This window comes from Blastopirellula marina DSM 3645, assembly GCF_000153105.1.
GTDB classification, from domain to species: domain Bacteria; phylum Planctomycetota; class Planctomycetia; order Pirellulales; family Pirellulaceae; genus Blastopirellula; species Blastopirellula marina.
Genome location: NZ_CH672376.1, coordinates 1793991 through 1808919 on the forward strand (window position 1 = coordinate 1793991; position 14929 = coordinate 1808919).

The following is a 14929-nucleotide window of genomic DNA, read 5'->3' on the forward strand; positions in this document are numbered from 1 at the left end:
ATCGAAGCGGGCGAACGCTCGTTCGCCGCATGCTTACCATCGCTTCGACGTTTGGTGACGCTTGGATAAAAAGCAAGCGGCGTGCCAATTTCTAAGGGTTTGTCGCAAGTGCCGTCGTGAATTGCAGTTGCGAGCGGCGGCTTTTTTTGACTGTAATTTTGACTGTGTCAAAATGGCGCCGGCGGCAGTTTTGTTAAGAACCGATTTGAAAACGAAGAAGTTATGAAGGGAATCCGCGTGCTGCGGAAGGAAACAATCGCCAAGTTAGAAAAGGCCGATAGGATGAGGCGATCCGTACTGAGTTTCCCGTTTCTCTCACCAAGAGACATCCATTGCCCGATTCCCGCTTGATCGACGATTCGGCGATTTGGATCATCGTTCCGGCTTACAACGAGTCGGCTCGCATCGGCAAAACGCTCGCACCGCTCTGCAGCGCGTTTCCCAATGTCGTCGTGGTCGATGACGGCTCGGCGGATGATACGGCGGCGATCGCCGCAGAGTCGCCCGTTTGGGTGCTGCGGCATCTGATCAACTCGGGGCAAGGAGCCGCGCTGCAAACCGGAATTGATTTCGCGCTGCGGCAAGATGCTCAGATCATCGTCACCTTCGATGCCGATGGCCAGCATGACGCCGGCGATATCTTGCGCCTGGTCCAACCGATCCGCCGCGGCGAGGTCGACGTTACGCTGGGTTCTCGCTTTTTGGGCAAGACGATTGATATGCCGTGGACGCGGCATGTGATGTTGAAAGGAGCGGTTTGGTTTACCCGCCTCTTTTCGCAGATCGCGGTGACCGACACGCACAATGGCTTTCGCGCGATGTCGCGTAAAGCGGCGCAGACAATTCGCATCACGCAAAACCGAATGGCCCACGCATCGGAAATCTTGGACCAGATCCGCGAGTTTCAGCTGCGGTTTAGCGAAGTGCCGGTTACGATTCGGTATAACGTCGCGACTCTCGAAAAGGGGCAGAGTAACTCGGCCGCGGTAAAAATCGCCGCTCAGTTTCTGCTCGGGAGGCTCGTGCGTTGACTCCGTTTCAGTGGCTCGCGATCACCTTCATCATTGGCGCCGCTTGTTACGAGTTGGTGAACATTCGTCAGCAGCGAGCGGTCCGCATGGTGGGACTGTTTCGGGGCGTCATTTGGTTTGCCGCCGCGCTGGCGATTCTCTTTCCGAATCAAATCGGTCGCTTGGCCAGTTTTGTGGGAATCGGCCGCGGCGCCGACGTCATTCTCTATTCGTTCGTCTTGATCTTCATGGCGACGACCTTCTATTTCTATTCGCGCTATCTTCGCCTACAACGCCAGATCACCGATCTGGTCCGTTACCTGGCGATTCAAGAAGCAAGTCGCGGCGCTGAAGAGCAGACGCTCGAAGAAGGCTAGAACAGAGCGCCGAATCGTTTGTGCAAGGGACCGATGGAAAGTCAAAACGCGTCCGACTCTCGGGAGAGAGTTCTTGGTTTGGCTTTGCTGCTGACCATCGTCACCTGCATCGCGTATGGCAATAGCTACTCGGGCGGTTACGTCCTGGACGACGCGCGATATTTAGAACTGGATCAAGCGCCCGACTTGGCTAATCTGCGGAGTCGACTCGGCGCGGTCGCCGCCGGTCGCGTTCGCTCGGTCGGCAATCTTTCCTTCACGCTCAACTATTTGCTGATCGGCGGCGGTCCGCAGGCGTTTCATGTCGGAAATTTTCTCGTTCATTTGGCGACAGCGCTTGTCTTGTTCGACCTGGTGCGACGGTTGCTTGCGGCGCCCTGCTTTCAAGAACGGTACGCGGCTGTCGCAGCCAAATTGGCGTTTGTGGTCGCTATGCTATGGGCCGTTCATCCGCTGGGGACGATGGGAGTTACTTATCTGATTCAGCGCTATGAATCGCAAGCGGCCCTCTTTTATCTGTTGACGCTCTACTGCATCGTACGAAGTTGTTTGGCGAACGATTGGCGATGGGCTGCGGCCGCGATTGCAATGTGCGGTCTGGCCGTCGGCACCAAGGAAGTCGCCGTGTCGGCGCCGCTGTTGGCGATTGCGCTGGACCGAGCGATCTTCGCAGCGGGTTGGCGCGAGCTGTTGCGAAAACGGGGTTGGGCTTACGTGGGCATGGTGATCGTCACCGCGTATGTGACGGTGAAGCTTCAGCCCGCATTTGAGGAAGGCACGACGCTCCATACATCGGTCTCTGGCGCGGATCAGGTTACGCGGTGGGAGTACCTTTGCACCGAGTCGCAGGTCATCACGTATTACATCCGCTTGGCCTTGTTTCCGTATCCGCTGTGCTTTGACTACGAGTGGCCGATTGCTCGTCAGTTTTCCGACTATTTCGCAACCGGGCTGTTTGTTGTCGGGCTATTGATCGCGACCGCTTACGCGCTCTGGCGTTGGCCGCCGATCGGCGTCGTGGGATTGTTGTTCTTTTGCGTCTTGGCGCCATCGTCCAGTTTTGTGCCGATCGCCGATCCGGCGTTTGAATATCGCATGTATTTGCCGTTGGCCTGTATCGTGCTGTTGTGCGTCATCGGCGGATACGAACTTTGGCTTCGCTCGTCCGACGCCGCACAGCAGTCGCTACGCTATCTGCCGATCGTGCTGACGGCGAGCGTTGTGATCTTATTTGTGGGGATGACTCTCCAGCGCAACCGGGTTTATCGTTCGGCCGAAAGCGTCTGGCGAAGCGTCGTTGAGCTGCGTCCAGATCATGTTCGCGCCCATCATAACCTCGCGAAGATCCTGAAAGACGACGGCCGGACCGCCGCAGCGATCACAATCTTGGAAAACTCACGAGCGCGAATCGCCGTGAGCGGCGGATCGACGGCGGCGATAGATATCGAACTAGGCGAAATTGCCGCACGCACGGGGGATTTTCGGGAAGCGCAACAGCGCTTTCAAAACGCGATTGACGAATTGGCGGAACGGAAGTCTCGGAACAGTGAGACGCTCCGGCTTGACGCTGAAGCGCACATCGGGCTGGGCGCTTTGTGGCAACAGCAAGGGAAACACGCCGGCGCCGCCGCAGCGCTGATCGCGGCGACGCAACTGCGTCCTGATCGCTATCCTCAGGCACACGGCATGGCCGGCGTTTCTCTGCGTGAGTTGGGGAAACTGGATGACGCCGAGCAGCAGTTGGGCAAAGCGGTGTCGCTGACAGGGCCGTCGCAGCCTTGGCGGCGCGAGTTGGGGATTGTTTATTTTCAGCAGGGTCGGCTGCGCGAAGCCGCCGATGCGTTTGAGGATTGGCGGAAGCAGTCGCCGGACGATCTCGAAATTACGCTGCGTCTGGCCTGGCTGCGCGCGGCGGCGGCGTCAGACGAAGTACGTAATCTGGCCGAAGCGAAGCAACTGACCGAGTCGTTAATCGCGCGCCTTGGTCCGCAATTGCTGCTGCTGGACTTGGCCGCGACCATTCTGGCCGCCGAAGGGAAATACGCCGAAGCGGCGCAGCTTTGCGAAAAGGCGATCGCACTGCAACGGCAGCAGGGGGGCGATCTTCTGTCGATGGAAACTCGGCTGCAGTTGTTTCGGAGTCAGCGCCCGTTTCAATCGGCTCAGCCGGACGAGCTTTACTAACAGTGGCGCTATAGCACTTTTGAGGGTTTGCGACGCAAAGTTAACGCAATCAAAATTGCTTCTCTGACCGGGGACGCGAACTGTAATGATTCAACGAATCTTTTCGCCGGATTCGCGCAAGATTCGATGAATCGCAACAGAATATGTCGACGTGAGAATTGGAGTCGACTACGATCGGCTCGTTAAGTGAATTACGCGAATTACTCGCCGCATTCGCTTCCCGATCGTTGTTCCTCCCCCTTATCTTTGATCGGAGTTGACATCTATGTCCCCTCACCAACTTGTGTCGCTTTGGCGACGCATTTCGGGAAGTGCTGCGCACGCAAAGCGCCGCCGAACCGAACGTTTTATTCCCCAAATTGATTTTCTGGAACGTCGCGAAGTCATGGATGGCGATCCAGCTGCGACTCTCTTTCCGGCCCCCATTGCGGACCCGGATGATCCGTTTGTCGTTGACGGCAGCGCAGGCGTACAGAGACTTGGCTATACCGGCGACTCAATCACGGTTCTCGAAAATGGGGATTATGTCGCCGTCTGGATCGATAGCGCCACGCCGGGCGAATATTCGGTTTACTTACAGCGCTATTCCGGCGTTCAGGCCGGCGACCCATTGAATCCCGCGCGTACCGATGTGGGCGTTCTCGAGGGACCGCGAGTCTTGTTGACGACCAGCCCGAATCAGATTGATACGGTTCAGGTCGTCAGCAACGCTGCAGGACAAATGGTCGTTGGTTGGCGAGAGATCGACGGAACGCAGTCGCCGTTTCGGATGCAGCGAATCGACGCCGACGGAACCCTGGTCGGCGGTCAGGTTATCGTCGGTTATCAGCAAGCGAATGAGCCGACTTTCGCGATCAATGACTCTGGACAAATGGTCGCCGTTTGGAGTCAAAACAGCGTCGTGAGCGGCGTCGCTTTCGATGATTTCTACTTTGACGAAACGACGACAACCGGTTCGACCTTCCTCGTGCGAACGGATCAAGCGTCGGCGTCTGGGCACGAAGTTGCCATCGACAATAGCGGACGCTTTATCGTCGCGTGGTCGGCCGCGAGTTCCGCTCAAATCCGCTATCGTCGCTTTGATATCACAGCGGGCGGCGTGGTCGCAGTCGATGCGATTGAGGTTGCGATCACCAACCCGGATCTGTATAGCACCGTGCGCTATGATTCGCCGGACGTGTCGGTCAACGAAGCAGGCGAAGTCGCGTTCGCGTATACGCGGCGAATTCCTTCGGCCGGCAAAAACGCGACTGGATTCAGACCGGCGTACGACAATAAAGAAGAAATTGTCGTGCAGGTATTTTCCGGCTTCGGTTCGGCGACGCTGACGCCTGCTTCGGGTAATGCGGCGGTTACGCCGACGCTTCCTAGTTTCGCCAACGAGATCATGGTCACGGGAACCGACCAAAATGGCGTTACCGGTCGTCAGCGTTTCGCACGCATCGACATCGACGAAAATGGCAACTTTGCGGTCGGCTATCAGGAACTGCTGAATAGCGATGTCCTGGCCAGTTATTATCTGGTGCAGTACGCCAAGCAGGTTGAAAACGGCAGCTGGGTAGGTTTCCAGAAAGCGGCGACCGACATCATTGGACAGACCGATCTTTACAACGGCTCGGCTGCGGTTGAATTGAGCTTGTCGATGAATAGCCGCGGTGACATCGTCACCCTGTTTACTTCGGGAACGGAAACGGTCAACGGAGACGAAGTCGATATCTTTGCGCGGCGGTTTGGGTTCCAATTGCCGCAGGTCCCTGATACGCCGGTCGATCCGCCGATCGATCCACCCACAGTGGTCTTTACGCCGGAACAAGTCGTCGGCTATGGCGGCAGCGGGCAAGATCAAACGCCGGATGGTTTGGCTGTCTCGGAAGATGGCGCTACGCTGACGCTGACCGGCAATACGTGGAAGCAAGTGCTCGGCTCATTTGTGATCACGGAGCATACGATTCTCGAGTTTGATTTTGATCTATTGAGCGAAGGAGAGATCCACGCGATCGGCTTTGATGTTGATGATGATATTGCTCCCGGCATGACGTTCCGCATCGCCGGAACGCAAGATTGGGGAATCGACGTGACCTCGCTACGCGTCGAGGGGACCAACAAGGTTCGGATTCCGGTCGGTCAGTTCTACACGAGCACCGCCGAAAACCCGTTTACGCGGATTGTGCTGATCAACGATGACGACGTCGACGCTTCGGCTCAGTCCTCGTTCTCTAACATTCGTCTGTTTGAGGAAGTGCCGACCGCGACGGTCAACATCGGCGGATCGGATGTCACGGCGGACGTTTCCTCTTACGGCACGAGCCAAGATCACGCGATCAATCAGGTGACGATCGATAGCGAGACCAATTCGATCACGATCGAAGGAAACTCTTGGAAGAAGATCGACCTGCCGGAAGATATCGTGATCACGGCGAACACGATTTTGCAGTTTGAATTTGACGCCGAGACGCTCGGCGAAATTCATGCGATCGGCTTCGCCAACGATGCGTCGAATATTGCTCCCAGTCAAACGTTCCGCGTCGCCGGCTCGCAAAACTGGGGAATCAATGCGACTAACATTGATCGGTTGCTGGTCGATCATGACAACGACCCGGCTACGGCTGACGTCTTCCAGATTCCGGTGGGGCAATACTTCACCGGATCATTTGACTTCTTGACGATCGTCAACGACGACGATCTGTCCGATGCGGTCAAAGCGACCTTCAGCAACATCAAGATCTTTGATGCGACCTATACGCCCACGGTGACGATCAACGGTGTGGCGGCTTCCGTCGAGCTTATGAGCTTCGGCGGCGGTCAGGACACTGCGCCTAGCATCGTCGGGATCGACGGCGATACGATCCGGATCGAAGGAAACGGCTGGAAGGCGCTGGCGCTGGACGGCGGCGTGACGATCACGTCGACGACCGTGTTGACCTTTACCTTCGAGAGCGATTCGATCGGCGAAATCCATGGGATTGGATTCGCGACTGACGCGACTTTGGGAACAGCGGATCCCAGTCGCAGTTTTCAGACCGCTGGTTCGCAAAACTGGGGGTTGAACGCCAAGTCAGACGCTTCGCCGTATATCTCGATCGTCGGCAATACCTGGACGATTGAGATCGGCAAGTTTTTCACCGGCAACTTTGATTACTTGACGTTGATCTGTGATGACGACGCAGATGGTTACGCCGTCAGTCAGTTTTCCAACATTACGATTTCCAATAGCTAACCGGTTGGAGATTCTTTCAGTTTCTACCGCGGGCGGCTCGTTCTGTGAGCCGTCCGCTTTTTTTCTGCGCCGCCGTCTGGCAAAATCAAACCGAGCACGGAAGCGCCGCAACGTCGCGCTCCGATCCACAGACTCGTTTCTTGTTCTCGCCCTGCCCAAAGGATCTGTCGATGCCCGATCAGCACCAGCAAACGAATCAATCGTTTTACGACCGCATTAGCGGCGCCTACGATTTCATCGCCGATTCTAGCGAGCACAAGGCCCGCGAGATGGGACAGAGCGGTCTGGGGTTAAAGCCTGGCGATCGGGTGTTAGAAATCGGTTTCGGCACCGGCAACTCGATGATCGACTTGGCGAAGTTGGTCGGACCGACCGGCAAAGTGATCGGCGTCGATATCTCGCCTGGCATGCAAAAGGTGGCCGAGAAGAAGATCGCCAAAACCGATCTCGGCGATCAGATCGAACTGCATATCGGCGACGCGCGGAATCTGGACTTTCCGCCCAACAGCTTTGATGCGGCCTTTATGAGCTTTACGCTGGAGTTATTCGACGAGTCTGATATTCCGTCGGTGCTGGGCGAGATTTTAAAAGCGCTAAAGCCCGGCGGCAAGATCGGCGTCGTTTCGATGGCGACCGTCAAAACCGGCGACAAATCGAGCGCCCTCGAAAAGACCTATATCTGGATGCACCAGCACTTTCCTCATATCGTCGATTGTCAGCCCATTGATGTGGTGACGCTTGTCGCCGCCGCCGGATTCACGATCGAAAAAGAACTGGATATGGAGATCTGGTCCATGCCGGTCCGAGCCGCGATCGGCGTTAAGCCGGAGTAGAGAAACCGCTGAGAGCGCATCAAAAAAAAGCGACGGCGAGTGGTTCTCGCCGCCGCTTCGCCTCTTGATATTTATTCGCAAGCCGATGTTAGGCGTGGGCCAGTTCGTGGCCTGACTGCTTCCACGACTTGGCGCCTCCTTCGTAATCGCTGACATTAGTAAAGCCCTGCGATTCGAGTTCCTTCGCCGCTTTGGTCGACGAGGGGCAGTCTTCACTGGCGCAGTAAACCACAATCGGTTGACTCTTTCCGCCGACCGCTTGTTCCACCTTTTCGGCGAAATCGTCTTGGTCGCGCGGAATGTTAATCGAATCGGGGATATGCGTCTCGGCGAAACTCTCGGCTGGTAACGTATTGATCAACGTTATCGCTTCGCCGCGCTCTTTCAGATTTTGCAGTTCAGCGGTTGAAATCGCTTTCATCGCTCGTCTCCTTTCATACCGTGTTTCCCGGCACTTGCTTTAATCCTCGGCGTCGCATGGCGCTCGTCGCGATTCACGAGATCGCCGCGTGTTCTTCCCACGCGATCTTCTCGTGATCTTCTTCGCCTGACTTCGAGCTCGTCTTCGTAAAGAGCGAGCGAACCATTCCTTGGACGCCGCGGGAATGATGTTTCCAATATTCGGCCTCATGCACGTCGACCCGAATTAGCGCCAAGTTCGGCGTTTCTACTCCATCCGGGAACCAATCGTTCAGGTGGTCGTTCCAAAGCGCTTCGATCCGTTTTTGATCTTTCACCACTTCTGCGCGACCCGAAAGAGAGACAAAGTCGTCATGCGTCGGCGAACCATAGCAAACATTGACCTGCGGATTGGCGGTCAACTCGGCGACCTTCGGATCATCGGCGACAGTGACAAACCAAATATCGCCATCAAATTTGTGACCCGCTGTGCACATCGGACGACTACGTAGATGTCCGGCGCCGTCCGCGGTCACAAGCATCGCATGCCGAATGTCATCAATCAAACCGCGCAGCGTATCAATCACTTGTTGTCGTTCATTCTTGTTAGTCATGGCGAACTCCTTTTTGTACAAATAAATGCTAAGTCAAAGATCAGCAGCCAACGGCTGCTTATGACTCTGTAGGCGTATAGGGTGTCGGAAGCAGGTAGCGAAGAGACTAAGCCGCAATGCGCGTGCCGATTCCGATTATGGCAGTCCAGACCCTTAGTAAAGCAGCATCCCGCACGATCGGTCGGCTATTTTTGGCGGCATCGCATCCGCATTGAACGCCGCGCAACCAGGCGCCGTCCGCAGATTGCTACAATGGCACGCAAAATCGATCCCAGGGCGAAATAGGCGAAAAGTAATGCAAATCACAGACCTCTTGGTCGACCTGCCGGCGAACCTGCCCAATGAATTGGTCGCGACGCTCTTGCAAACCGAGCGGCTACGGATCGAGCGGATCGTTTCGCACGCGCACGCTTCGCCGCCCAACTTTTGGTACGACCAAGACGAGCATGAATGGGTTTTGCTATTAGCCGGCGCCGCACGACTCGAAATCAAAGGAGCAGCGAGCCCGCTGGAGCTTCGCCCGGGCCAGGCCATCCTGCTACCGGCCCATCAGCAACATCGCGTCGCCTGGACGACGCCTGACGAGCCGACCGTTTGGTTGGCGATCTTTTATCGTTGAGCAGGCCAGCCAAGCTGTTGACGGCCGCAAGAATCTCCGGCTATTTCACCCGGTCGTGTGAACTGTTCGAGTCGGCGAGTTCAATCGGCGATTCTAACGAGTAGTGGGGAGACCCGTAAAAATAGTGAACTCCATTCCACTCAATCACCGGTAGCCGAACGTAGCCGTTGTGGATGTCGAAGCCGGGTCCTTTTTTCTTGCTCGTTTCCCGCGTGGTGATGTTGAGCCAATAGAGCGGCTGCGGCACGATCGTTGAATTTTCGTGTTCCTCTGGCGTCTCGATCACGTCGATCGAGCGAATCTCGCCGTTGGTGGAGTTGTCGATCAGCGACCAATGGATCGCTTTGCGCGTCATCCGTCGTGCTGGATCGCCTCCTTCGTACGGATCCTCCAATTCGGGCCGAACTTCGTCGATCCAGGCAATCATCCGGTAGACGTTTTCCTGATCGCCAGACGCATGCGCAGCGCGATAGGCGGCGATGAATTCAGCTTGCGACTGCGGACCAGAAGACCCGCATCCAAGCGCCAAGACCCAGGAAAGAACCAGGATTCCGAGCACGCCATTGTGATTCACAGGCAAGACCCTCCCAAAAGAGCAGGGGCAATGTTTCTCTACTATTGGACCGTCCGGATATGAAGTTTTGCCGATATCGGCATGAGAATCGAAACAGGAAAGCTTTTCAGCAAACCTATTTGCAAACAAATCTCCTCGCGGGTCCCGTCAATAAGGATGAGAGAAGCCTAGGTAGGCAGACGCGCGTCGCCAGTGCGATGCAAGAGAAAAGCAAGTCGCAGAGTCGGGGATTGAGCCTGAACGAAGGTTACGCGACTGACGGCCTAAGAATCAAACGCACAGTGCGGGACAGGTATTTTACATGCCGTCATTGCCGCCGGTAAAACAGGAATGCAGCGTGATGAGGCGGGGAAATCTTTGTCTGACATCCTGTTCGCTAGGTAGAGAAATCACGTCACCATAAAATTGACTCGATTGGCGTTTCGCTTTTTCCATGAATTGCGTTGCAGGTTTGATTAGAGTAAACCTAGGTGCGATGCGGTATCGCGCAAACGACCGGGGGCTATCTAAAGTGTTTCGTACTGCAATGGCCACCACGTTAAGTGTTGCGAAGATTTTAATCGTTGACGATCACCCGCTTGTTCGCGAAGGCCTGACGATCCTTTTGAACGCGCATTGCGATCTGGAAGTTTGCGGCGAAGCGAGCGATGAAAGCGGCGCATTCGCGCTATTTCGGGAGCAAAAACCTGATTTAACGATCGTGGACGTTTCGCTCGCCAGCGGGCAAGGGATCAATTTGATCAAGCAGATTCTTGCGTGTGATCCCCAGGCGAAGACGCTCGTTGTCTCCGGCTATGACGAGTCGCTGTACGCGGAACGCTCGTTGCGCGCCGGTGCGTGCGGCTATCTAAATAAGCAGGAGTTGATCGACAAGATAATTGATATGGTTCGAGCAATTCTCGAAGGAAAGCGTTTTCCGCTGTGGGGAGCGACCGATTGGCAATTTCCTCCATCTGACGGCGTAATTCCTTCGATTCCGTCTGACCCGATAAATCGACTCACCAATCGCGAGCGTGAAATTTTCACGATGATCGGTCACGGCCAAACTTCGGCCGAAATCGCGAGCCAATTGAATTTGAGCGTGCACACGGTCGATACGCATCGGGAACGACTCTGCCGTAAAATTTCGGCAAAGTCAAGCGCCGAATTGATCCGACGAGCAATGCAATGGGTGCTGGAAGATCATTGAGATTTTGGAAATAGGACCAAAATTTAGTTCGCGCAGCGTACTGATCAAAGGCTCTGGTTTCATCCTGGTTTTGCGCGCCTGTCTTGATTATTGGAAAAATGAAATCGCTCTCGGAAGATCGTGCATCACTGTCGCCGCGAACTCTCGCCGGCCTCGGATCAGGCTAGGCAAGAGGTGCCGTGTCTGAAATACGCAGAAACTTTACCGAACTTGAGAAATCCGTGACCGGTAAGTTTGTCAGAATACCATGATAAGAATAGGCATTTGTTGATCCGCGTTCCGCGGAGCGATAGATTGGCGGAAAGACGATTCTGGCGTCGAGTTCATGGAGGAATATTGCAAGGCGCCGCCAGAATCAAATATAGCTGGCCAGCTATGTGTGAACATTTGACAAAGGGCGACAATGAAGACGACGGGCAAGGGGTGCGCAAAGATCCTGATTGTTGAAGACCACCCATTAATTCGAGTTGGGCTCAGTCATCGAATTTCGACGCAGTCCGACATGCTGGTTTGTGGTGAAGCCGATAATCAGATCGAAGGGTATCGCCTGATCAGGGAAACGAATCCCGATTTGGTGATCGCCGATATTTCGCTAAAGTGCGGGAATGGAATTGAGTTAATCAAACAGATCGCTGGACCCTGTCCAAGGGTAAAGACGTTGGTTCTCTCCTGTTATTCGGAAACGCTGTACGCCGAGCGCGCACTTCGTGCCGGAGCGATGGGCTATATCAACAAGCAGGAAGCGAACGACCTTGTCGTCACCGCGATTCGCACGATTCTGAACGGCGGTCGATTTCTTAGTCCTGGCTTGACGCAAATCCTACTTCACCAGGCCGTCGCCGCCCAAACAACGGCTGCCGTTGACGCGCTGCAGCGTCTCTCGAATCGCGAACTCGAGATTTTTCAGCTGATTGGCCGTGGGATGACTTCAGGCGTGATTGCGAAACAGCTGCATCTAAGCGTGCACACAATTGAGTCCCATCGAGAGAAGATTCGTCGTAAGTTGCGGGTAAAAGGAAGAGTCCAGTTGATGCAGGAGGCGTTGAATTGGGCGATGGGGAAGCGCTAAGCTGTTGTTCACACGGAAGATGTCACTGTTGGGGGGTTGGGCTGCTTTGGGCGGGTCGCCAGAAGCAATGCAAAGTGGCGCCGTTGGCGTCAGATTGCAGGCTTAACTGCGCTCCAATGTTCTGCGCCCGATTCTGCATGATGGCAAGTCCGCTACCCGGAGCGCGCGAGTGAGAATCGCCGACACCGCGCCCGTTATCGCGGATAAGCAGCAGCAAGCCTTCGTCCTGTTGCGCGAGCGAGATCTCAATGCGATCACTGCCGCTATGTTTGACGCAGTTGGTTATCGCCTCTTGAGCGATTCGAAAAAGCTGAGTTGCGACATCAATGTCGGAGGTCTCACCGCGCTGGTCCCAAGCGAAGCGACAATCCATTTGATAGAGTTGATGCGTTCGGCTCGCCAAGCCTTCCAAAGCTTGGGGCAGCAATTCGGCGGACTCTAGCCTAGCGACCAGCCCATGCGAGATCAGCCGAACTTGTTCGACCGATTCCTTAAGTGCGTTGGCGATCTGAACAGCGATCGCCTTTAAGGATTCGTTGCGTTTCGCTTCGATCGGGTCCGCCGCTTCGGCCGCTAGAGAGTCGATCAGTCGCTGCGTCATGAATGACAGGCCAATCAATCCTGATTGCACAATATCATGCAGTTCTTGGCCGATTTGTTGACGCTCCTGCTCTAGCAGGTCGGCCAACTGCGTCCCGTCGTCGATCGAGTGGGCGGAACGGGCAAGGGGGCGATCGAACTTGTTGGGCGTCGGTTCGCCATTTGGATCAGAAGGAAAAATGGAGGCGGACATGACTCTTTCCAGTTCAGCAGAATGATGAAACCGATGTGAAGTCGCCGATGTGGTGGGCGCCGCCACGCAAAAATAGTGTGCGTCGCCCTGCATCGGCGGTCTTGAACCGGTCGATAATTAATGCTGAATGGCTTGGCAGTTCGGACAGTAAGTGCCGATTGGTCTTGCCGTTGGATGCGAGTTGCATCCTCTCCGTGCTCGCTCACATCTTCGAGATCATTGGTGAATTTGTGGGCGAGCTTTTTTGGGGGGTTAGATGGTGGCTAAGTTACTTTCGGTGTTGGTTGAAGGACGCTTCACCTGCGCAACAATAGCATGCGTTCAAAAGGTCGATTAATTAAAGTTGGATCGAAGCAGAGACAGGTTCTACTTTTTACGGAAAATAAGGATCTACTTAATTTGTGGTAGAATCCGCCACACGAATTGAATGAAATCTGTGACATGGAGTTAGTCTTAATCGCCCTATTTGACAGCCGAAAAAACCCTGATAACATGGCTTGAAGTGGATGCCACCATCGGGCTGTTTCATTGATCCCCAGACAGGCAGTATTTGCGGTAGCAGCCGCATTGAAAAGGGGTTTGCTTTGGATGGAAAGACAGGTAGGTCCGGCGACAATTGGGTTCCGATGTTTGATTGATTTTTGGGAACCTTGTTGAGAAATTACTCTCCCCATAAATTTCTCAATCCCAACCGGGCTCACCATGCGTGAGAACTGAAGCGATGGTGGGGTCGTTGTGGCGCCCTATACAAGAGATTTTTCATGCATCAGCGAACCGCTAAAAAGATCTTAATTGTCGACGGTCAGCCCCTTTTCCGAGATGGTATGGCGTACCATCTCCGCGATCAGAGCGGGTTCTCGGTGTGCGGTGAAGCCAGCGGCGTCAACCAAGCGCTGGAGCTGCTTGAAAAGCAAACGCCAGATATTGCATTGATCGACATTTGTTTGGATGACGGCAACGGATTGGAGCTGATCCGCAACATCAAGTCGCGATATCCGCATATTCAAATGATGGTCGTATCGGGCTACGACGATGACCTATACGCCGAGCGGGCACTGCGAAGCGGCGCAAGTGGATATGTGAATAAACGAGAGCCCATCGGGGTGTTGCTGGAAGGGCTGCGGAGCGTAAGTGATGGAAAAATCTATGTGAGCGCGAAAGTTACGGAGCGGATGCTGCGAATCACCGCCCAGGGAGGCGCTCAAAACCTTTCGTCGACGCTTGGCGCTTTGACCGACCGTGAACTCGAGATATTCGAGCTGATTGGTCTCGGCATGGCGTCGCGTGAAATTGCCGAACGGCTTCACTTGAGCGGCAATACCATCGACACCTATCGGGAACGGATTAAGAAGAAGCTCGGTTTTCATTCCGGAGCGGAACTTCTTCGTCACGCCGTGCATTGGGTGCTGGAGAATGGTCGCGAATCTCCGCTTCCTTGTAACACCGTTTAATTTTCGCCGCATTTCTAAAATGCATTCCGCATTTCCTGCTTTCTGCTGAACTGTCGCCGACCGCTTCCTCTGACTAGGAATCGACGAGCCGCTTTTGAGGCGGCCCTCTCGCTGGTCGTGAAGCTCTCGCCACACGAGCGCTGCGACGTCACTTCGCCAACGCAAAGACGCTATTTCTGAGCGAAAATTGTCGTCGTAAAGAGCTGGGTTTTCCTGGTTTTTCTCAAGCTCTCGAGTCGTCTTGACGGCCCGTTCGCCGGATTTCTTGGCTTGTTGACAAGCCTTCTAGCGCGGCAAGTCAATACCATCTTTCTCGAGGAAATCGCCTTTTATGGGTGGAGTAAAAGATTGTTGATCCAAAAGTATGAGATATGCCTACAAGGGCCGTGGCGGAGTCCGCTACAAGCCCCATGTTTCCCAAAGAAAGATGCGTTTATATGGAAATAGATACTAATGGGGGTGTCCAACTGTCGTCGATGATTGATTGCACCAAGCGGGTCACCGCCGACTTGCCTGGCGATCGCATGGAGGAAGAAGTTTTCGTTCCTGCCGAACCATTCGCACCATCGTATTGGTTACCGACAGCAGAATGAATCCCGT

General features: G+C 54.8%; 13 protein-coding genes. 9 read left to right on the forward strand and 4 right to left on the reverse strand.

The features are described from left to right. Window positions 1-332: 332 nt before the first annotated feature. From DSM3645_RS09150 to DSM3645_RS09170, 5 genes are all read left to right on the forward strand, one after another. On the forward strand, window positions 333-1031 hold the full coding sequence (locus tag DSM3645_RS09150) for a glycosyltransferase family 2 protein (protein WP_002651842.1): 699 nt from the start codon (window positions 333-335) through the stop codon (window positions 1029-1031). After that, on the forward strand, window positions 1028-1387 hold the full coding sequence (locus DSM3645_RS09155; protein ID WP_002651843.1) for a DUF2304 domain-containing protein: 360 nt from the start codon (window positions 1028-1030) through the stop codon (window positions 1385-1387). The genes DSM3645_RS09150 and DSM3645_RS09155 overlap by 4 nt, the downstream gene beginning before the upstream one ends. A 78-nt stretch (window positions 1388-1465) precedes the next feature. After that, window positions 1466-3571, forward strand: a complete 2106-nt coding sequence (locus DSM3645_RS09160; protein WP_002651844.1) for a tetratricopeptide repeat protein — start codon at window positions 1466-1468, stop codon at window positions 3569-3571. Window positions 3572-3836: 265 nt separating this feature from the next. Then, window positions 3837-6788 (forward strand): hypothetical protein, encoded by a 2952-nt coding sequence (locus tag DSM3645_RS09165; RefSeq protein ID WP_131282363.1) that lies wholly within the window; start codon window positions 3837-3839, stop codon window positions 6786-6788. A 170-nt stretch (window positions 6789-6958) separates the two neighbouring features. Then, window positions 6959-7621 carry a class I SAM-dependent methyltransferase gene (locus DSM3645_RS09170; RefSeq protein WP_116344467.1) on the forward strand — a complete coding sequence of 221 codons (663 nt, stop codon included), beginning with the start codon at window positions 6959-6961 and terminating at the stop codon, window positions 7619-7621. Between the two features lie 88 nt (window positions 7622-7709). On the opposite strand, the gene DSM3645_RS09175 is transcribed toward DSM3645_RS09170, so the two are convergent. After that, entirely contained in the window at window positions 7710-8042 is a 333-nt protein-coding gene (locus DSM3645_RS09175; RefSeq protein ID WP_002651847.1) for a rhodanese-like domain-containing protein, read from the reverse strand. 73 nt (window positions 8043-8115) lie between these two features. Further along, window positions 8116-8634 carry a pyridoxamine 5'-phosphate oxidase family protein gene (locus tag DSM3645_RS09180; RefSeq protein WP_002651848.1) on the reverse strand — a complete coding sequence of 173 codons (519 nt, stop codon included), beginning with the start codon at window positions 8632-8634 and terminating at the stop codon, window positions 8116-8118. 295 nt (window positions 8635-8929) lie between these two features. Between DSM3645_RS09180 and DSM3645_RS09185 the strand changes: the two genes are divergently transcribed. After that, window positions 8930-9253, forward strand: a complete 324-nt coding sequence (locus tag DSM3645_RS09185) for a cupin domain-containing protein (RefSeq protein ID WP_002651849.1) — start codon at window positions 8930-8932, stop codon at window positions 9251-9253. A 40-nt stretch (window positions 9254-9293) separates the two neighbouring features. On the opposite strand, the gene DSM3645_RS09190 is transcribed toward DSM3645_RS09185, so the two are convergent. Continuing rightward, the gene (locus tag DSM3645_RS09190; RefSeq protein WP_002651850.1) at window positions 9294-9827 is read right to left on the reverse strand and encodes a hypothetical protein; all 534 of its coding nucleotides are present in this window, start codon (window positions 9825-9827) and stop codon (window positions 9294-9296) included. A gap of 526 nt (window positions 9828-10353) precedes the next feature. Between DSM3645_RS09190 and DSM3645_RS09195 the strand changes: the two genes are divergently transcribed. Together DSM3645_RS09195 and DSM3645_RS09200 are read left to right on the forward strand one after the other, a co-directional pair. Then, a complete protein-coding gene (locus DSM3645_RS09195; RefSeq protein ID WP_002651851.1) occupies window positions 10354-11016 on the forward strand; it encodes a response regulator transcription factor in 663 nt (220 codons plus the stop codon). A gap of 403 nt (window positions 11017-11419) precedes the next feature. Next, window positions 11420-12085: a response regulator gene (locus DSM3645_RS09200; RefSeq protein ID WP_002651852.1), complete on the forward strand. Its 666-nt coding sequence runs from the start codon at window positions 11420-11422 to the stop codon at window positions 12083-12085. Between the two features lie 22 nt (window positions 12086-12107). Here DSM3645_RS09200 and DSM3645_RS09205 read toward each other — a convergent pair whose 3' ends face one another. Further along, window positions 12108-12878: a sensor histidine kinase gene (locus DSM3645_RS09205; RefSeq protein ID WP_002651853.1), complete on the reverse strand. Its 771-nt coding sequence runs from the start codon at window positions 12876-12878 to the stop codon at window positions 12108-12110. 761 nt (window positions 12879-13639) lie between these two features. Here DSM3645_RS09205 and DSM3645_RS09210 point away from each other — a divergent pair. After that, the gene (locus tag DSM3645_RS09210; protein ID WP_002651854.1) at window positions 13640-14329 is read left to right on the forward strand and encodes a response regulator; all 690 of its coding nucleotides are present in this window, start codon (window positions 13640-13642) and stop codon (window positions 14327-14329) included. Window positions 14330-14929: the final 600 nt, after the last annotated feature.